This is a genomic window from Pseudomonas tohonis (assembly GCF_012767755.2).
GTDB classification, from domain to species: domain Bacteria; phylum Pseudomonadota; class Gammaproteobacteria; order Pseudomonadales; family Pseudomonadaceae; genus Metapseudomonas; species Metapseudomonas tohonis.
In genome coordinates this window covers 4,409,382-4,427,852 of record NZ_AP023189.1, presented here as the reverse complement: position 1 = coordinate 4,427,852, position 18,471 = coordinate 4,409,382, and the positions used below count along the sequence as shown (strand labels likewise).

Sequence of the window (18,471 nt, the reverse complement as noted above, 5' to 3'; positions counted from 1 at the left end):
GGCTCAGCGCGTGGTGGCGCCTTCGGTCTGCTTGGCGTTGAGGATGGCGGTGTATTCGCCCGGGTCGATGCCGTTGAGGTAGTAGTTGCCGACGTGGTGCAGGCGCCAGCGGATCGGGTCGTGGGTGGTGTGCACCCGGGCGTTGCGCCAGAAGCGGTCGAGGTTCCACTTGGTCAGCGAGGCACTGGCACCGAGCAGCGAGAAGATGTCGCTGGAGATCTTCAGCGAGGCGCCATCGGAGTGGGCACGGGCGGTGGCCACCGAGAGGATCAGCTCGTCCTGCAGTTCCTTGTTGTCCGGGTCCTGCTCGTGCTGGTCGAACACCCGCGCGGCGTCGCGCAGCAGGGATTCGGCGGCGCGCAGGGCCACGGCGTACTCGCCGATCTGGCGGATGATGTGCGGCTCCTCGTTGGCGCGCTCGACGCCGCTTTCCACCCAGGGCCGCGCGTTGTGGTTGAGGTAGTGCACGCCGGCCTGCAGCGCGCCGGCGGCGATGCCGGTGTCGATGGCGGCGTGGAGGATCTGCGGGAAGGTCAGCCCGGTGCGCTTCATCGGGCCCTGGCGGCGCGAGACGAAGCGCTCGTCCAGCTCGATGTTGTCGAAGATCACCGTGCCGCTGACCGAGTTGTTCTGGCCGAAGGCGTCCCAGTCGTCCACCAGGGTCAGGCCGGGGGTGTCGCGGTTGAGCAGCACGCCGACGCCGCCATCGTCGGAGCCGGCGGTGAGGGAGATCCACTCGGCCAGGTAGGAGCCGGTGGAGTAGAACTTGCTGCCGTTGAGGATCAGCTTGCCGTCGGCGCGACGCTCGACACGGGTCTTGAGGGCGAACTTGTTCTTGCCGCCGACCTCGGCCAGGGCGTTGCCGAAGCGCTTGCCGGCCAGCACGTCGGCCACCAGGCGGTCACGGACCTCGTCCGGGTAGCCGGTGAAGATGCCGCGCAGCATCACGTTGTGAATCTGCAGCAACTGGCCGACGCCGCCATCGGCCACGGAGATGATGCGCACCGTCTCGACGATGGTCTCCACCGAGGCGCCCAGGCCACCGAAGGCCTTGGGCACGCCGATGGCGGTGAGGCCGCTGTCGGACAACAGTTGCGCCTGGCGACGCGGCAGCTCGCGGTTCTGCGAACTGTCGGCGGCGATCTCGGCGATCTCCCTGGCCACTTCCTTCGCCACCGCGATGGCGTCCGCCTCGCTGCGCAGGATGTTCGCCGCCACGTGGGGCTGCTCCGTGGCGAAATTGCGTTCGGCCGTACTCATGCTTGCACCTCTGTCGATTCGATCGGTTCCGTCCCGGGCCTGTGCCGGGTGCTTGGCGGGGCTTGAGCAGGTTCTATGCCAGAGGCCCGGCGAAGGCTGCCGAGGCCTTGCGTGGCGCGGCTCGCGGGGTGGCCCGGCGGGCACGGCCCGGGGCCGCGTTGCTGCTGGGGAAGCAGTGCCGCGAGGCGGTTGCTCGGCAGGCAGCAATCGCCGCGCAACCCTGCTGGCTGGCCAGCAGGTCGGGCCCCGGTTTTTCCGGCCGATCCGCTGCAGGCCCCGTGGCGAGCGGGCTCTGCGCATTGGCACGGGCATTGCGATAGCCGGGCAAACGGCCCGTGTAGGCCGCCCTGACTCTCTCAATGGAGCGCCCCATGACCCTAGCCGCCACCGCCCCGTCGATCTCCGCCGAAAAGGCCCCGCTGGATCAGATCTGGTTCACCCGCTGCCCGGTGCCCACCGCCTCCGGCATCGCCTACAAGCTCGGCTGGCTGGCCGAGGAGTTCGCCGCCGACGGCCTGCCGGTTTCCACCTTGCAGGAGGCTCGCCAGCTCGGCCGCCACCACTACGACCACGAGCTGCCCGGGCTCTTTCGCGAAGGCGGCAACGTGCCGGCCCTGGCCGCCCGCGCCGCCGGTGCGCCGAGCCGGCTGATCGGCCTGACCTGGATCGAGGAATGGCAGACCATCCTCGTGCGCCCGGACTCCGGCATCCGCAGCCCGGCCGACCTCAAGGGCAAGCGCCTGGCCCTGCCGGCCTGGGGGGACAGCCGCCCCGGCAGCATCGCCCGGGCCATGAGCCTGCACGGCTACAAGGGCGCCCTGGCGCTGGCCGGGCTGGGCTTCGACGACGTGCAACTGGTGGAGGTGCCGCTGCTGGACCAGGCCGCCGCGCGCACCCCGGAGGAGGGCTTGCAGCGCCTCTGGTCAGGGCTCGAACCCCTGGCCCGTGGCGAGCTGGACGCCGTCTACGTGAAGGGCGCCGCCGCTGCCGACGCCGCCCGCCGCCTGGGCCTGGTGGTGGGGGTGGACCTGGACCTGGTGGACCCGCGCCATCGCGTCAACAACGGCACGCCCCGTCCCATCACCGTTCACCAGAACCTGCTCGACGATCACTTCGACCTGGTGGTGCGCTTCCTCGCCCAGACCCTGCGCGCCGCCGAGTGGGCCGCGGAGAACCGCGACGACCTGCACGCCATCCTCGAGGTGGAGACCCGCGCCGGCCGCGAGGGCGTGGCCGAGGCCTATCGCGGTGACTTCCACACCACCCTGGCGCCGGACCTGTCCGCCCAGCGCCTGGAATTCCTCGGCGTGCAGAAGACCTTCCTCAACCTGCATGGCTTCCTCGAGCGGGACTTCGACATCGCCGACTGGGTCGATGCCCGCCCGCTGCAAGCCGCCCATGACCTGCTGGCCCAGCGCCGCGCCTGAACCGGAGACACGAACATGACCATCCTCGTCAACGAACAGCACATCAGCGACGAACTGCGCGCCTTCGTCGACAACGTCATCCTCGAAGCCGGCGAAGCCTTCGCCGTGTACCGCGAGACCGGCACCATCACCGCCAACGGCACCGTCGGCTTCATCGAGCGGGTGCCGGGGCAGGAGCTGCTGGTCTCGGTGAACTACCCGGGCCCCTGGAACCACCGCAAGCCCCTGCAGGCGGTGGTCACCGATTTCGCCGGCAATGTGGTCTACGGCCACGGTCGTGGCGGTGCCGGGCGCTACACCAAGCTGTTCCAGCAGCACGCCGACATCACCACCGTGTCCCACGTGCATTCGCCCTACCTCGGCGCCTGGGCGCAGACCCAGCGCAGCCTGCCGTTCCACTACGTGCCGGTGCAGCGCTACCAGCTGGCCCGCGAGCTGCCGGTGTACATCGACCGCCGCCAGCAGGAAGTGGATTTCATCCTCGAGCGCATCGCCGAGAACCCCTACACCCCGGCGATCCTGGAAGCCAACGGCGGCTCCACCGTGTGGGGCAAGCAGGGCCTGCGCGCCACCGCCGAATTCATCCTGCTGCTGGAGGAGGGCGCACAGCTGCAGCTGCTCGCCGAAGCCATCGGCGGCTCCCGTGCCTACGGGCCGGGCGTGCTGACCCAGCAATGGAAGATGAGCGGCCTGTACGAGAAGGCCACCGAACTGGGCCTGGTGCCCGCCATCGACCGCCGCTGAGCCGTTCCAGGGCTCCGTCAGAGAGCCCGTTCAAGCGCCTGCCGACGCGTGCGACACCCTCATCCGATCAAGGACACCGAACATGGCTGTGAAGATTCTCTGGTACCTCACCACCCCCGACGGCCCCTATCCCTGGGAGGCGGAAGGCCGGTGGAAGACCGACTTCCAACACCTCAAGCAGATCGCCGTGACCGCCGACCGCCTGGGCTACTACGGCTCCCTGCTGGGCTCCAGCCCCAACGAGAGCCTGGCGGTTTCCGCCGCGCTGATCGACGCCACCGAGCGCCTGCGCTTCCTCGTCGCCCAGCACCCGGGCGAGCTGTCGCCGGCGGTGCTGGCGAAGTGGGCGCTGACCTTCGACCAGTTCTCCAATGGCCGCCTGCTGTTCAACGTGGTCAACGGCAACGACGCCAGCCTGGCCACCTACGGCATCCACTACGGGCATGACGAGCGCTACGACTTCAGCCTGGAGTACTGGCGCGCCTTCCAGAGCATCTACGCCGGCGAGACCGGCGGCTACGACGGCCGCTACGTCAAGCTCGCACCGCGCCAGGCGGCGGCCGCGAGCCACCCGCTGGGCGGCTGGCACCCGCCGAAGCAGAAGCCGGGCATCCCGCTGTGGGGCGCCGGCACCTCGGGCCCGGGCGTGGCCCATTCGGTGCAGTTGCTGGACGTCTACCTGAGCTTCGCCAACACCCCGCCCAAGCTGGGCGAGAAGTTCGCCAGGGTGGCGGCCGAGGCGGCGAAGATCGGCCGCGAGCTGACCTTCGGCACGCGCCTGCAGGTGATCGTCCGCGAGACCGAGGAGGAAGCCTGGGCCCACGCCGAGAAGCTCCTGCAGCGCACCTCCATCGAGACCGCACGCAACGCCATCCAGCGCCAGTTGCCACCGGGCGAGACCCTGGAGAGCTTCGTCAGCGACGACCCGCAGATCCAGCGCAACCTGGAGGCCATCCGCGCCGGGCGCCTGCCCAAGGCCCGCGACCTGGAGATCTACCCCAACGTGTGGGTGGGCCCGAGCCTGTTCGGCTTCAACATCCTCGGCCCGGCCGCCGGCACCTACCTGGTGGGCAGCGCCGAGCAGGTGGCCGAGCGCATCCGCGAGTACGAGCGCCACGGCACCTCGGCCTTCATCCTCTCGGGCTTCCCGCTGATCGACGAGGCCCAGCGCGTCGCCGACCTGCTGTTCCCGCTGCTGGACCTGGACCACGGCTTCGAGGTGCCGCAGCTGGGGGTGACCGCACGGGCGCCGAAGGCGGCCTTGGCCTGATGGAACCTGGCGGCCCCGCACAACGCGTGGGCCGCTGAACCGGCAACGGGTAGCGAGCGACAAGCGGAGTGCAACGAGCAATGGAATCCTGGATCAAGCGTGAACTGTCCCGTCGGAATTTCCTGGGCGGCAGTGCGGCCCTGGGCGGCGGCCTGCTGCTGGGGGGCGGGCTGCTCGCCGGCTGCGACGGCGGGGCGCCGGCCACCTCGGCGGGGTTGGTGGTGCCCGGTAAACCGGTGCACGGCGGGCGCCTGCGGGTCGGCATCATCGATGGCGACCAGGCCGGCAACCTCGATGCGCACAAACCGGTGGGCGGCGGGATCATCCGGGGCTGGGCGCTGTACGCCAAGTTCTGGGAATGGAACCCCGACGTCAGCACGCGCCTGGCCCTGGCCGAGTTCGCCGAGCCCAACGCCGACGCCAGCGCCTGGACCATCCGCATCCAGCCGGGCCTGGAGTTCCACCACGGCAAGACCATTGGCGCCGACGACATGGTCTTCTCCATCCTGCGCCTCACCGACCCGGCGCTGGCCTCGCCCTTCGCCGGGCTGGTGGGCGCCATCGACCGCAACGCGGTGCGCAAGCTGGACGCCCGCACCATCGAGATCCGTTTCAAGGAAGGCCAGAGCTTCTTCCCCCTGGACGAGACGCTGATCAGCTTCGGCGGCATCGTCCCCACCGACTACGACCCGGTGACCAACCCGGTGGGCGCCGGCCCCTACAGGCTGAAGTCCTTCGTGCCCGGGCAGCGCTCGCTCTACACGCGCTTCGAGAACTACTACAAGCCCGGCCAGCCCTATGCCGACGAGCTGGAGATCATCGAGTTCAAGGACCAGGTGTCCCGCGCGGCGGCCCTGCGTGCCGGCCAGATCGACCTCGCCAGCGGGGTGCAGGCCGAGCACAGCGCGCTGCTCAAGGCCGACCCGCGCCTGCAGCTGGTCGCCTCGCCGAGCACGGCCTTCACCGGCTTCAACATCAACGTCGCCAAAGCGCCGTTCGACGATGTGCGGGTGCGCCAGGCGCTGCGCCTGCTGGCCGACCGCGAGGAACTGGTGGCGCGCGCGCTGAACGGTTTCGGGCGGGTGGCCAACGACCTCTATTCGCCCCACGACCCGACCTACAACCACGGCATCGCCCAGCGCCCCCACGACCCCGAGCAGGCGCGTTCGCTGCTGCGCCAGGCCGGCCAAGAGAACCTCCAGGTGGAGCTGACCACCACCCCGGGCGCCGGGGCCAGCGCCGCGCTGGTCTTCGCCCAGCAGGCGCGCAAGGCCGGGGTGGAGGTCAAGGTGACCCAGGTGGACGGCTCGGTGTTCAACGGCCCGCAGCGGGAGAACTGGCAACTGTCGCCGGGCTCGACGCCGGCCCGTGGCTTTCTCGCCTCGGCGTTGCACAACGACGCGCCGACGGCCATCTACAACCGCAGCAACTTCCGCGACCCGCGCTTCAGCGAGCTGTTCCTGCAGGCCCTGGCGCAGCCGGACCTGGAAAAGCGCAAGGCGCTGGTGCACGAGGCCCAGGCCATCCAGCACGAGCGCGGCGGCCTGCTGATCTGGGGCTTCAGCGATGTGCTCGATGCGGCCTCGGTGCGCGTCGGCGGCCTGGCGCCGGAGCAGACCACCTTCGCCTCCTGGCGCTTCGACAACCTGTGGCTCGCCGATGTCTGAGCACAGCGTTCACTGCGCTTCGCGCAAGCATCGACGCCGCGCGCCGGCCTGGCTGTCGTGGTTCGTCGGCCGCCTCGGCGCCGGCCTGCTCACCGCCTGGGTCATCACCCTGGTGGTGTTCATCGCCACCCAGGCGCTGCCGTCGGACCCGGCGCGGGTGATCCTCGGCCCCGACGCGCCGCTGGAGAGCATCCTCACCCTGCAGCGCCAGCTGGGGCTGGACCGGCCGATCCTGGAGCAGTACCTGCGCTGGCTGGGCCATGCCCTGCAGGGCGACCTGGGCCGCTCGCTGGATTCCAGCGCGCCGGTGAGCGAAATCCTCGGGGCGCGCTTCGGCAATACCCTGGCGCTGATCGCCGGGGTGTTCGCCTGGGTGGTGCCGCTGGCCTTGCTGCTGGGCGTGACCCTGGCGCTGCGCCGCGACAGCCGCCTGGACCGCTGGGGCCTGTCGGCGCTGATCCTGCTCAAGGCGACGCCGGGCTTCCTGCTGGCCATCGGCCTGGTGCTGCTGTTCTCCATGCCCCAGGTGGACCTGCTGCCGGCGGTGTCGATCCTCGACCCGGAGCGGCCGCTGCTGGCGCAGCTGGAGTACCTGGTGCTGCCGGTGTTCGCCCTGGGCCTGTCGGCCCTGCCGTACCTGGCGCGCATGGTGCGTGCCTCGATGATCGAGGCGCTGGAGTCCGACTACGTGATCGCCGCGCGCCTGCGCGGCATCCCCGAGCGGCGCATCGTCTGGCGCCACACGCTGCCCAATGCGCTGGTGCCGGCGATCCAGGGCGTGGCCCTGACCCTGCGCGTACTGGTGGGCGGCGCGCTGCTGGCGGAGGTGATCTTCAGCTACCCCGGCATCGGCACCACGCTCAACTCGGCGATCCAGATGCGCGACCTGCCGCTGATCCAGGCCATCGTCCTGGTCACCACCCTGGGCGTGGTGCTGATCAACCTGCTGGCCGACCTGCTCACCGTCCTGCTCACCCCGAAGCTCCGTACCGCACGCCGTGTGCGGATGATCCAGCGCAACCGCCGCGGCATCCTGCCCTGGTGGCGGCGGCAACCGGCCAAGGCGCCCTGAGGACCCTTCCATGACCGCGACTTTTTCCTCCTGGCGCCGGCTGCTGCGCGAACCCCAGACCCGCAAGGGCGCGGTGGTGACGGCACTGGTGTTCGCCCTGGCGCTGCTCGGCCCGCTGCTGGCGCCCCATGCGCCCACCGACATGGTCGGCCCGGTGTACGGCGCGCCCAGTGCCGCCGCGCCGCTGGGCCATGACTTCCTCGGCCACGACGTGCTCTCCCGCCTGCTGGCCGGCGGTCTCTCGGTGCTGTGGATGTCCCTCGCGGCGGCCTTCCTGGCCCTGGCGGTGGGCAGCGCGCTGGGCTTGTTGGCGGGCTTTTCCCGGCGCCGGCTGGACCAGGCGATCATGTGGGCCACCGATGTGGCGCTGGCCTTCCCGGACCTGATCCTGGTGCTGCTGATCGTCTCCATGCTCGGCCGCCAGAGCTGGCTGATCGTGATCACCGTGGCCATCGCCTTCATTCCCAGCGTGGTGCGCCTGGCCCGGGGCAGCACGGTGGCGGTGGCGGGGCAGGAGTTCGTCGAGGCGGCGGAGATGATGGGCTACCCGCGCTCGCGCATCCTCTTCCGCGAGATCCTGCCGAACATCCTCACGCCGCTGCTGGTGCACTTCGGCAACATGCTGACCTGGGGCGTGGGCATCCTTTCCGGCCTCAGCTTCCTCGGCTACGGCGTGGCGCCCCCGGCCGCCGACTGGGGGCTGATGATCAACGAGAACCAGGCGGGCCTCCTGATCCAGCCCTGGGCGGTGCTGGTGCCGGCGCTGCTGATCGCGGTGTTCGCCTATGGCACCAACATTCTCGCCGAGGGCATCGGCCGCAGCAGTGCGCAGATCGGCGAGAAGCAGCCATGAGCGCCCTGGCCGAACTGCAGGTGGACGCGCTGCTGCCCCAGGGGGCGCCGCTGGCGCCGGCGCTGCGGGTCAGCGAGTTGCGGGTGGAGCTGGCCGGCGGTGCCGATGTGGTGGATGGCATTTCCTTCAGCCTGGCGCCGGGGGAGATCCTCGGCCTGGTGGGCGAGTCCGGCTCCGGCAAGACCACCCTGGCCACCGCGCTGCTGGGCCATGCCCGGCGGGGGGCGCGCATCGCGTCCGGGCGCGTGGAGGTGGACGGGCGCTCCTTGCTGGAGCTGCGTGGCGAGGACCTGCGCCGCGCCCGTGGCGGGCTGATCGGCTACGTGCCCCAGGACCCGGCCACGGCGCTGAACCCGGCACTGCGCCTCGGCGCGCTGCTGGGCGAGACCCTGGCCGCCCATGAGCGCTTGCCGGCGGATGCGCAGCGCCAGCGGCTGGTCGAGACGCTGCGCGACGTGGGCCTGCCGGATGATGCGGAGTTCCTCCGGCGCTTCCCCCATCAACTCTCCGGTGGCCAGCAGCAGCGGGTGTTGCTGGCACTGGCCTTCGTGCTGCGGCCGAAGCTGGTGGTGCTCGACGAGCCGACCACGGCGCTGGACGTGGCCACCCAGGCGCACATCCTCGACACCCTGCGGCGCCTGTGCAAACGCCAGGGCGTGGCGGCGGTGTACGTCTCCCACGACCTGGCGGTGATCAAGGACCTGGTGGACCGCGTGGTGGTGATGTACGCCGGGCGCATCGTCGAGGCGGCGCCCCGCGAGCGGCTGTTCGAGCGGCCGGCGCACCCCTACAGCCTGGGGCTGCTGGCGGCGATCCCGGATGTCGCCCGGCGCCTGGCGCTGCGGGCCATTCCCGGCCATGCGCCGGCACCGGGGCAGCGACCCGGTGGTTGCGCCTTCGCCGCGCGCTGCCCGCGCCGGCAAAGCGCCTGCGAGCTGGCCGAGCCGCCGTTGCGCAGCCTCGATGGGCAACAGCGGGTGGCCTGCCTGGAGCCCCACCGCGAGCCCCTGGCGCTGGTCGCCGAGGCGCCGCTGGCGGCGGGTGCGCTGGATGCACAGCCGTTGCTGCTGGAGGTGCGCGAGCTGAACGTGGCCTATGACCGCCAGGTGCTGTTCGATGTGTCGCTGCAACTGGCGCGGGGCGAGTGCCTGGCGCTGGTGGGCGAATCCGGCTCCGGCAAGACCAGCCTGGCCCGCGCCCTGGCAGGCCTCGGCGAGAACGCCCAGGGCGAGGTGCGCTATGCCGGCGAGCCGCTGGACCTGCGCGCGCGCAACCGCTCCAAGGCGCTGCGCCACCAGGTGCAGTACATCTTCCAGAACCCCTACCGCGCGCTGAACCCTCGGCACACCGTGGCCCAGAGCCTGGCCGCGCCCCTGGAGCATTTCTTCGGCCTGCGCGGCGAGGCCTGCCGCGCGCGCATCGAGGCGGTGCTGGTGCGGGTGTCGCTGCCGGCTTCGGTGGCCGATCTGTATCCCCACAGCCTGTCCGGTGGCGAGCGCCAGCGCGTGGCCATCGCCCGTGCGCTGGTGTGCCAGCCGGAGCTGCTGATCTGCGACGAAATCACCTCGGCGCTGGACGTGTCGGTGCAGGCCTCGATCCTCGCCTTGCTGCGCGAGCTGCAGGCCGAGGGGCTGACGCTGCTGTTCGTCACCCATGACCTGGGCGTCGTCCGCGCCATCGCCGACCGCGTGGTGGTGCTGCACCGGGGCCGGGTGATCGAGGAGGGCGCGGTGGACGCGGTGCTCGACCAGCCGCGCACCGAATACACCCGCGACCTCGTGGCGCATTCGCCGAGCCTGTTGTCGCGGGATTGAGGCCTGGGGTGTCGGAGGGGCGGTGGGTAGAGCAGGCGAATGAATTCGCCCCTGCACCCTCCCTATCCTCGGTGTCTTTCGGTGGCGCCTTTGTAGGGGAGATGACGCTTTTTTCATCCACCGGCGGGGCTCGGCATGACCTCGGAGGGTGGACCGGTGGAGCGCGGTCCACCCACATCTCGGGCGGGCCTGAAAATTCCTACGTGGCAACTGCATTGCCGGCTTACAAGGGGCTTGGCTAGGGTTCCCGCCGTTGTGCCCCTAGGGGCATAACCGGGTGTGGAAGCCCGAACAGATGATGTTCCCCCGCCATAGCGACGTGTATGCGTCGGCGGTCTATGGCGGACCGTGCGAGCGGGTTTCGGCCCGACCGGTCTTGGGAACATCCCGGTACTTCCACACTCGCACGGTCCGCCACCCTTCAAGGATTCGGTGGCGGCTCCCCAGCCCTATGGACGGAGCATTGCCATGACGCTTCCCCAGATCACGCCGCGCCACTTCCTGCGCTACCGCCGCCAGCTGCGCGCCTTCCTCATCGGCCACGAGGCCTGGTTCTCCACCCGCGACCTGCGCCGCCTGCTCAACACCGACCTCCACGAACGCCTGCTCGCCAACCTCTGCGACGACCAGCGCCAGCGCGTGCACCTGCGCACCGCCAACGGCGGCTTCGAGGAGGAAACCGTGGTCAGCGAATCCGGCCTGCATGCGCTGCTCTTCACCTACTGCTACCACCCGGAAAACCGCAACCTGCGGCGCTGGGTCACCCAGGCCGTGCTCCCGGAACTGTGGATGTACCGAACCCCGGGCTGAAGCCCGGGCTACACACTGTCAGGAGCGGATTCATCCGCGATGGGGGCGACGGCGTCTGGCTCGGCACCCAGGGTGGATGAGAAGAGCGTCATCCACCCTCCCTGGCGCACCGAGCTGTCGGTGGCGGGGTGTTGCCGGATATGTAGGGACGATTTCAATCGCCAAGCAGCCCGCCAGGCTGCCATGCCCTGGGGGTATTTCCGGGCTGACGGTAAAAGCGGGCGAATGAATTCGCCCCTACAACCATTCCCGGTGCCGGGGTTTGCGGTGGCACGGTCGGGTGGATGGCGCTTTTTTCATCCACCTGCGGTGCTCCGCATGACCCCGAAGGGTGGACCGATCAAGCGTGGTCCCACCCTGTATTTCTTTCTATTCCCTTGTTATGCGCTTGCCGCCTGGCGTTGCAGTTCGCGGCGGCGGGCTTCTTCGCGGACGGCGGGGATGATCCAGCGGCCGTAGTCGACGGTGTCGAAGTAGGGGTCGTAGCCGCGGTTGAGGAAGGTGGTGATGCCCAGGTCGACGTAGTCCAGCAGCGCTTCGGCGACGGTTTCCGGGGTGCCGACCAGGGCGGTGGTGTCGCCGTAGGCACCGACGGCGGTGGCGGTGGGCATCCACAGGGCGCGGTCGTGGCGGTCGCCGGCAGCGGCTGCGGCGAGCAGGCGTTCGGAGCCGGTGCCCTTGATGCGCTTCTGCCAGGGGCTGCCTTCGGCGAACTGCGGGTTGGCCTTGATCTGCGCGAGGATCTGTTCGGCACGCTGCCAGGCCAGCTCTTCGGTGGCGCCGAGGATCAGCCGCACCGAGAGGCTGACCCGGGGCGCGGCGACGCCAGCGGCCCTGGCGGCGGCCTTGAGCTTGGCGATCTGCTCGGCGACGCCGCCGAGGGGCTCGCCCCAGAGGGCGTAGAGGTCGGCGTGCTTGACCGCGATCTGGTAGGCGATGTCGGAGGAGCCGCCGAAGGAGATGGGGATGTGCGGCTGCTGCAGCGGCTTGACCGGGCTGAAGGCGCCCTTGATCTGGAAGTACTGGCCGTCGAAGTCGAAGGGTTCTTCGGCCGTCCAGGTGCGGCGGACGATCTCCAGGTATTCGTCGGTGCGTTTGTAGCGTTCGGTCTTGTCCAGCAGGGTGTCGCCTTCCTGGGGCTCGGCGGTGATGCCGGTGATGGCATGCAGGCGGATGCGCCCACCACCGGTGGTGTGGTCGAGGGTGGCGAAGGCACGGGCGGCGACGGTGGGCGCGGTGAGGGCCGGGCGGTGGGCGATCATGAAGCCCAGGCGCTCGGTCTGCGCGGCGGCGTAGGCGGCGATCTGCAGGCTGTCGGCGCCGCCGGGGCCGCTGGCGATGAGCACCCGGTCGAAGCCGGCGTGCTCGTGGGCGCGGGCGTGGTTGCGGAGAAACTCCAGGTCGAAATCCCCGGTGCGCGGGCCGCGTGTCTCGGACCACTGGCGGGGGAAGATCATGCCGACGAATTCGATGGACATCGTCCACTCCTTGTTGTGTTGCTGGTTGAGGGCTGCGCGGGCCTGGCCCGCGCGGGGTCAGAACTGGTAGTCCACCTGGGCCATGAGGCTGCGGCCGGGCATGGGCTGCAGGAAGGTGTTGGTGGAGCCGGCGAGGCCGCTGACGAAGTTCAGCTCGTCGGTGAGGTTGAGCACGCGCACCGTGGCGCTCCACTGCGGCTGGCGGTAGTAGAGGGCGAGGTCGAGGTTGTATTCGTCGGGCACCTTCACCGTCTTGCTGAGGTTCAGGTACCAGCTGCTGGTCCACCAGCCGGAGAGCTCGGCGCCGAAGCCGGAGTCGAAGCTGTAGTCGAGGAAGCCGCTGACGCTGTACTCGGGGATCTGCACGGCGTCGTAGCGCCCGGAGGGCCGCTGGTTGAGGGCGTTGTTGTCGCCGAACACGGTGCCGTTGTCGGCGATGAAGCCGGCGGAGGCGAAGCCGGTCTGGGTGGTGAATTCGTTGTAGGCGGTGAGGCGGGTGAGGTTGAGCCCGCTGCGCAGGTGTTCGTCGGGCTGGTAGCGGGCGGTGGCCTCGACGCCCTTGATGATCAGGCGGGCGATGTTGTTGTTGCTGTCCGGCGACTGGTCGCGTTCCTGCTTGAAGGCGGCGAGGGAGAGGAACAGGCGGTCGGGGATGGCGTCGACCTTGAGGCCCACTTCGTGGAGCATGCTGAGGCTTTCGAACGACAGCGGGTTGAGCAGGTTGGCGCCGGCGCCGCTGCCCCAGCCGATGCCGTTGGAGAAGAAGCCGGTGTTGACCGCCAGGGAGCGGTCGAAGGTGTAGTAGAGGGTGCTGTTCTCGGTGGGCTTGATGTAGGGGCTGACCTGCACGGAGAACAGGCGGTAGTTGTCGCTGTCCTGGCGCTCGGTGCCGGCGCGCAGGACGAAGGGGTTTTCGATGCGGGCGTCGATCCAGCTGCGGCTGGCGCCGACGTTGAGGCCGTAGCGCTCGGCGAAGCGCAGGTTGTGCTGGGTGAAGAGGGGCTTGGTGGTCCACACGCTTTCGGCGGTGTAGGGCGCCAGGGATTCGGCGTACAGGCCGTGCCCGGCGGGGTACATGGCGGCGAGGTTGAGCCAGCCGTAGTAGCTGGAGAACTGCGGCACGCCGGGCTGGCCGATCCAGGCGCCGTTGCCGCCGGCCGGGTTGGCGCCGGTCAAGCCGAGCAGGTCGCCGGGGTTCTTGGTGGAGGGGTCCTGGGTCAGGTCGTAGGCGTTGATGGTGGAGCCGAAGCTGTTGTTGGCGGCGATGGACTGGTTGCTCTCGCGGCGGTAGATCAGCCCGCTGTTGCTCTCGTCGCGCAGCACCTGGCCGAACAGGCTGGTTTCGTTGCGCGAGCGGAATTCGAAGCGGTTGTCGAAGATGTTGTCTTTCGATTGCACCTGGAAGGCGCCGACCGCGTCGACCGTGTCTTCGGAGCGCTGGTAGAAGGCGCTGTTGGCCAGGGTGATGCCGGGGCTGAGGTCGAGCTCGGCGCGCAGCTGGGTGGTGAAGCGGGTGGAGGTGCTCTTGTCTTCGGCGCGGTGGCCTTTCTGCGGGTCGAGGGAGACCAGCCCGTTGCCGGCCAGGCTCGGGTCGTAGACCCAGCCGCGCAGGGTGCCGGGGTTGGCCTGGGTGTTGGGTGAGGCGGCCTGGAAGCTGCCGTTGACCACGCCGTACTGGCCCTGGGCATTGCGCTGGCGGCGCACCCAGCCGAGCACGGCGGAGTCGGCGGCGCCGGATTCGAACACCGGCGACCACAGGGTGCCGCCGTTCTGGATGATCGGCGTGGCGCGGCCGGCGTAGTACTTGCCGCTGTCGGCCAGTTGCTGGGTGGCACGGTTCCAGCCGTGGGCGATGTTCCAGTCGAAGTAGTCGTCGTAGGCGGCGTTCCAGTCCACGCGGATGCCGTCGCCGCGCCAGGCGAAGGCGCCGTAGAAGGCGTCGAAGTTGTTTTCGACGTTGTCGTAGTAATCCTCCTGGCGCTGGCGGGTGATGCTGACGCGGTAGGCGAGGTCGTCGCTGATGGGGCCGGTGTTGTCGACGGTGAAGCGGGTGGAGTCGCGCGATTCGCCGTCGGGCACCCAGGTGCCGAGCTGGCCGCTGAGGCGGGTGCGGAACTGGTCGAAGTCGGGCTTCTTGCTGAGGTAGTTGACGTAGCCGCCGCTGCCGCTGACCGAGCCGTACACGACCGAGGAGGGGCCGGCGACGATGTCGGCGCCTTCGATGGCGTTGAAGTTGGCCGGGTGGCGCACGGCGTAGGCGCGCTGGCCGTCCTGGAACACTTCGGAGTTCTGCGCGCGGAACTGCGGGGCGATGCCGGCGTTCTGGCCGCCGCCACGGATGATGCCGGGGGCGTACTTGACCAGGTCGTCGGAGCTGCGGATGGGGTCGTTGGCCAGCTGTTCGGCGTTGACCTGGGTGACCGAGCGCGGGGTGTCGAGCACGCTGGCGGCGGTGCCGCCGTACACCGATCTGGGCGCGCGCACGGGTACCACCGAGGTGGCGGCATCGAGGCGCTTGCCCTGTACCTGCACGACGCCGAGCACGGGCGCGTCGGTCTTTTTCGGCTGCGCCTGTTCCCGGGTGGATTCGGCCTCGGGATCGGCGGGCTTTTCCTCGGCCAGGGCGGTGGCGGAGAGCAGGGCCAGGATGGCCAGGGACAGGGTGTTGCGGCGCAGGGCGACGGCAGGCGGTGGGGCGAGGCTGAACATGCTGGGCGATTCTCCGGGCTGTGATTTCCAGTGCGCGTGGGTGGGCCACGCGCAGGTGCCAGTGGGCTGACGGGTTTCAGGCAGGGGTGGAAAAGCCCGGGCATGGGGCCCGGAAGGTCCTGTCGCAGGCCGCCTGGGCGACCTCGGGTGGTTCTGGTTATCGGATGTATCGAGGTGGATACAGCACGGGGCATGCCAGTCGTTGACGGTATGGGCCCGATTCATGTGTTTGGTGTCTATGTCATTGATAGATAATGATTTTATTTTTACGGCCGGTGCATTTTCGCGAGGCGAACGGGGCCCGCGCGGACGGGGTGTCCGCGTAGGGCCGGATGCAACGGGAGGGTTGCTGGGAGGTACGCAGCCGGGTGCTGCCGGAGTGCTGGGCTGGCAGCACTCCGGGGGCTCAGGCGGTGCCGTTCAGCCAGAGGCTTTCGAAGCGCCAGGTGCTGAACAGGGTCTGTTCCTCGTGGGCGCCGCCGACCCGGGTGGAAAAGCCGTCGAGCAGGTCGGCGTAGCCCCAGATGAGCAGGCCGCCGCGCTCGTACTGGACCTGCTGGGCACGGTGGACCAGGGCCTTGCGCTTCTCCAGGTCGGGCTGGGCCATGGCCTGGAGGAACAGCTCGGAGAACTCGGCGTCGTTGAAGTTGGTCTTGTTGGCCACGGCGAAGGGGGCGTCGCTGTGCATGCCGCTGGCGAGGAAGGGCGCGCCGATGCTGCCGCCGGTGCTCAATGCCCATTCGGTGCGCTGCGGCCCCTGGAAGGTGGCGAGGTCGACCTGGCGCACCTTGAGGGTGACGCCGACGCGCTTGGCCTGTTCGGCCAGCACCAGGGCCGAGGCGAGGCCGGGGCCGACGGTGGTGACCAGTTCCACTTCGAGGTTCTCGTGCCCGGCTTCGCGCAGCAGTTCGCGGGCACGCTGCGGGTCGTGCGGGCGCGGCGCCAGGGCGTGGTTGAAGGTGGGGTCGAAGGGCGCGTAGAGGTCGTTGGCGACGCGGCCCTGGCCGTTGAGGGCGCGCCGCACCAGTTCCTCGCGGTCGGCCAGCAGGCGGAAGGCCTGGCGCACGCGCGGGTCGTCGAAGGGGGCCTTGGCGGTGTTCATGTCGAAGGACAGCCAGTTGCCGGTGACCGAGGTCACCAGCTTGATGCGCGGGTCGTTGCGCAGCAGGTCGAGCTGTTCGCTGGGCATGCCGTTGGCCATGTCGATCTGCCCGGCGCGCAGGGCGGCGAGGCGCGAGACCTGGTCCTTGAAGTCGATGATCTCCAGCTCGTCGGCGTAGGGCTTGCCGCTCTTGTAGTAGTTGTCGAAGCGGGTGAACAGCGAGCGCCGGCCGGGGGTGAAGCTCTTCAGCTTGTAGGGCCCGGCGCCCACGGGGTTGGTGACGGGGTGGTAGTCCACCGGGACGATGCCGCCGAAGTTGACCCAGGTTTCCGCCAGGGGGAAGAAGCCGCGGCCTTCCTTGAAGCTGAGGCGGATGGTGCGCTCGTCGAGCTTGACCAGGTTGTCGCGGTCCACCCAGTGCAGCAGCGCGGCGTAGGGCGAGGCGAGTTCCGGGTCGGTGAGGCGGCGCACGGAGAAGATCAGGTCGTCGGCGTCGATGGTCTTGCCGTGGTGGAACTCCAGGCCCTGGCGCAGGCGCAGGGTCCAGGTGCGGGCATCGGGGCTGACCTCGGCCTCTTCGGCCAGGGCCAGGCGCGGCTGCATCTGCTCGTCCCATTCCCACAGCTTGGCGTAGAGGGCGAAGCCCCGGACGATGCCGCTGCCGATGGGCTTGTGGGCATCGAGGTTGCCGCTCTGGTTGCCGTCGATGATGCCCAGGCGCAGGCGCCCGCCAGGGCTCGGGACGAGCGGGTTGGCGGCTTGGGTGCCGGGGGCCTGCTGGTCGCAGCCGGCGAGCAGGCCGCCCCCCAGCAGCAGCCCGCCACCGAGGGCCAGGCTGCCGCCGAGGAAGCGGCGGCGGGTCAGTTCATCGTGCATCGACTCTTTCCTTCGATCCGGTTCGGTTTCAGGCGGCGCCCAGCAGCGGCAGCCAGGAGAACAGCAGCACCAGGGCGAGGCTGGCGTCGATCAGGAAGCGCTGCTCGGCCATGGCGTCAGGCTCCGGTGGGGCCGCCGTTGACGGCGCGCAGTTCGATGGGGGCGTCGGTGCTCTTCACCAGGCCGTCGCGCTCGCCACGGAAGTGCGGGAGCACGTGCTCGCCCAGGCGGTAGGCCTCTTCCAGGTGCGGGTAGCCGGCCAGGAAGAACAGGTCGATGCCCAGTTCGTTGTACTCGCGGATGCGGGCCACGACGTTGGCGTAGCTGCCGACCAGGGCGCAGCCCGGGGGGATGCCGATGTAGCCGAAGCCGGCCCAGACGTTGGGGTGGATGAAGAAGTCTTCGTAGCCCGGGTTCTCGGCCTTTTCCTGGTAGCCATGCTCGTAGCTGAGCTTGCGCGCGGTGCGCAGGCCGGCGTGGGCGGCCACCGCCTTGACCGCGCCGCGGGCGACGCCTTCGTCGAAGAAGCGCTTGGCTTCGGCGCGGGCCTCGTCCTCGGTCTCGCGGGTGATGACGTCGATGGACAGGCCGAAGCGGATGTCGTGGCGGCCGTACTTGAGGGCACGCTCGCGCACGTCGGCGATCAGCGCGCGGACTTCGTCCGGGTGCTCGGCGCGCATCAGGTAGTAGTCGGCGTGCTTGGCGGCGAATTCGCGGGCGGGGATGGACGAGCCGGCGGTGCAGATCAGCGGCAGCTCGGCCTTTTTCAGCGGGCCGCGCAGGCCGCCGCCGTCGGCCTTGTAGTAGGTGCCGTCGTAGTGGAAGTTCTCGTTGTGCCAGTAGCCGCGCACCACGTCCATGAACTCGGTGGCGCGGGCGTAGCGGTCGTCGTGGCCGCTGTAGTCGCCGACCTGGCGCTGGATGGCGTCGGAGCCGCCGTTGATGATGTTCCACACCAGGCGGTTGCCGGTGGCGCGCTGGTAGGTGGCGGCCTGCTGCACGGCGACCCAGGGCGTGTAGTGGTAGGGCTGGAAGGCGGTGACGAACTTCAGCGTGCGGGTCTCGCGGGCGAGCAGCGAGCAGACGGTCCAGGGCTCTTCGCCGGTGGGGGCATTGACCATCAGCGCACCGCCGAAGCCGTTGATCTCGGCGGCGCGGGCGATCTGGCCGAGGTAGTCGATGTAGGTGAAGTGGTCGCCGACGGCGAAGCCGGAGACCGCACCGGTGCTGGGGCCGCCCCGGTGCCAGTCGCCCCGGTTGCGCGGGTCGCCGGGCAGGTACTGGGTTTCGCCGTGCAGGGGCAGGCGGGTGAAGAATTCGATGCTCATGGAGATCCTCCTTGGATGGGGCGGGGCGATGGACGTGCCCACGCCATGCAGGGGACGGAGC

At 69.7% G+C, this 18,471-nt stretch carries 13 protein-coding genes; 8 read left to right on the top strand and 5 right to left on the bottom strand.

Annotation, left to right across the window (positions count from 1 at the left end; translation table 11 throughout):
- Positions 1–3: 3 nt before the first annotated feature.
- Positions 4–1,260, bottom strand: a complete 1,257-nt coding sequence (locus HSX14_RS20015; RefSeq protein WP_173180003.1) for an acyl-CoA dehydrogenase family protein — start codon at positions 1,258–1,260, stop codon at positions 4–6.
- 371 nt (positions 1,261–1,631) lie between these two features.
- On the opposite strand from HSX14_RS20015, the gene HSX14_RS20010 reads away from it, so the two are divergent.
- The 8 genes from HSX14_RS20010 (at position 1,632) to HSX14_RS19975 (ending at position 10,917) form a co-directional block, all read left to right on the top strand.
- Positions 1,632–2,687: an ABC transporter substrate-binding protein gene (locus HSX14_RS20010; RefSeq protein WP_173180005.1), complete on the top strand. Its 1,056-nt coding sequence runs from the start codon at positions 1,632–1,634 to the stop codon at positions 2,685–2,687.
- 15 nt (positions 2,688–2,702) lie between these two features.
- Positions 2,703–3,431, top strand: a complete 729-nt coding sequence (locus HSX14_RS20005) for a class II aldolase/adducin family protein (protein ID WP_173180007.1) — start codon at positions 2,703–2,705, stop codon at positions 3,429–3,431.
- Between the two features lie 82 nt (positions 3,432–3,513).
- Positions 3,514–4,701 carry an LLM class flavin-dependent oxidoreductase gene (locus HSX14_RS20000; RefSeq protein ID WP_173180009.1) on the top strand — a complete coding sequence of 396 codons (1,188 nt, stop codon included), beginning with the start codon at positions 3,514–3,516 and terminating at the stop codon, positions 4,699–4,701.
- A gap of 80 nt (positions 4,702–4,781) precedes the next feature.
- Positions 4,782–6,368, top strand: a complete 1,587-nt coding sequence (locus tag HSX14_RS19995) for an ABC transporter substrate-binding protein (protein ID WP_173180011.1) — start codon at positions 4,782–4,784, stop codon at positions 6,366–6,368.
- Positions 6,361–7,440 (top strand): ABC transporter permease, encoded by a 1,080-nt coding sequence (locus HSX14_RS19990; protein ID WP_173180013.1) that lies wholly within the window; start codon positions 6,361–6,363, stop codon positions 7,438–7,440. Before HSX14_RS19995 ends, HSX14_RS19990 begins: the two co-directional genes overlap by 8 nt.
- Before the next feature lie 10 nt (positions 7,441–7,450).
- Positions 7,451–8,293 (top strand): ABC transporter permease, encoded by an 843-nt coding sequence (locus HSX14_RS19985; protein WP_173180015.1) that lies wholly within the window; start codon positions 7,451–7,453, stop codon positions 8,291–8,293.
- Positions 8,290–10,107 (top strand): dipeptide ABC transporter ATP-binding protein, encoded by a 1,818-nt coding sequence (locus HSX14_RS19980; protein WP_173180017.1) that lies wholly within the window; start codon positions 8,290–8,292, stop codon positions 10,105–10,107. Before HSX14_RS19985 ends, HSX14_RS19980 begins: the two co-directional genes overlap by 4 nt.
- 468 nt (positions 10,108–10,575) lie before the next feature.
- Entirely contained in the window at positions 10,576–10,917 is a 342-nt protein-coding gene (locus HSX14_RS19975) for a BRO-N domain-containing protein (protein WP_173177670.1), read from the top strand.
- Between the two features lie 380 nt (positions 10,918–11,297).
- Here HSX14_RS19975 and HSX14_RS19970 read toward each other — a convergent pair whose 3' ends face one another.
- From HSX14_RS19970 to HSX14_RS19955, 4 genes are all read right to left on the bottom strand, one after another.
- Entirely contained in the window at positions 11,298–12,395 is a 1,098-nt protein-coding gene (locus HSX14_RS19970) for an LLM class flavin-dependent oxidoreductase (RefSeq protein ID WP_173177672.1), read from the bottom strand.
- Positions 12,396–12,452: 57 nt separating this feature from the next.
- Positions 12,453–15,104: a TonB-dependent receptor gene (locus HSX14_RS19965; RefSeq protein ID WP_228723467.1), complete on the bottom strand. Its 2,652-nt coding sequence runs from the start codon at positions 15,102–15,104 to the stop codon at positions 12,453–12,455.
- A gap of 406 nt (positions 15,105–15,510) precedes the next feature.
- The gene (locus tag HSX14_RS19960; protein ID WP_173177674.1) at positions 15,511–17,082 is read right to left on the bottom strand and encodes an ABC transporter substrate-binding protein; all 1,572 of its coding nucleotides are present in this window, start codon (positions 17,080–17,082) and stop codon (positions 15,511–15,513) included.
- Positions 17,083–17,198: 116 nt separating this feature from the next.
- Complete coding sequence (locus HSX14_RS19955; protein WP_173177676.1) at positions 17,199–18,410, bottom strand: LLM class flavin-dependent oxidoreductase; 1,212 nt, start codon at positions 18,408–18,410, stop codon at positions 17,199–17,201.
- Positions 18,411–18,471 lie beyond the last annotated feature (61 nt).

Bases quoted from the DNA above. Each gene is read 5' to 3' on its own strand.
- HSX14_RS20015 (WP_173180003.1), bottom strand. From the start codon at position 1,260: ATGAGTACGGCCGAACGCAATTTCGCCACGGAGCAGCCCCACGTGGCG.
- HSX14_RS20010 (WP_173180005.1), top strand. From the start codon at position 1,632: ATGACCCTAGCCGCCACCGCCCCGTCGATCTCCGCCGAAAAGGCCCCG.
- HSX14_RS20005 (WP_173180007.1), top strand. From the start codon at position 2,703: ATGACCATCCTCGTCAACGAACAGCACATCAGCGACGAACTGCGCGCC.
- HSX14_RS20000 (WP_173180009.1), top strand. From the start codon at position 3,514: ATGGCTGTGAAGATTCTCTGGTACCTCACCACCCCCGACGGCCCCTAT.
- HSX14_RS19995 (WP_173180011.1), top strand. From the start codon at position 4,782: ATGGAATCCTGGATCAAGCGTGAACTGTCCCGTCGGAATTTCCTGGGC.
- HSX14_RS19990 (WP_173180013.1), top strand. From the start codon at position 6,361: ATGTCTGAGCACAGCGTTCACTGCGCTTCGCGCAAGCATCGACGCCGC.
- HSX14_RS19985 (WP_173180015.1), top strand. From the start codon at position 7,451: ATGACCGCGACTTTTTCCTCCTGGCGCCGGCTGCTGCGCGAACCCCAG.
- HSX14_RS19980 (WP_173180017.1), top strand. From the start codon at position 8,290: ATGAGCGCCCTGGCCGAACTGCAGGTGGACGCGCTGCTGCCCCAGGGG.
- HSX14_RS19975 (WP_173177670.1), top strand. From the start codon at position 10,576: ATGACGCTTCCCCAGATCACGCCGCGCCACTTCCTGCGCTACCGCCGC.
- HSX14_RS19970 (WP_173177672.1), bottom strand. From the start codon at position 12,395: ATGTCCATCGAATTCGTCGGCATGATCTTCCCCCGCCAGTGGTCCGAG.
- HSX14_RS19965 (WP_228723467.1), bottom strand. From the start codon at position 15,104: ATGTTCAGCCTCGCCCCACCGCCTGCCGTCGCCCTGCGCCGCAACACC.
- HSX14_RS19960 (WP_173177674.1), bottom strand. From the start codon at position 17,082: ATGCACGATGAACTGACCCGCCGCCGCTTCCTCGGCGGCAGCCTGGCC.
- HSX14_RS19955 (WP_173177676.1), bottom strand. From the start codon at position 18,410: ATGAGCATCGAATTCTTCACCCGCCTGCCCCTGCACGGCGAAACCCAG.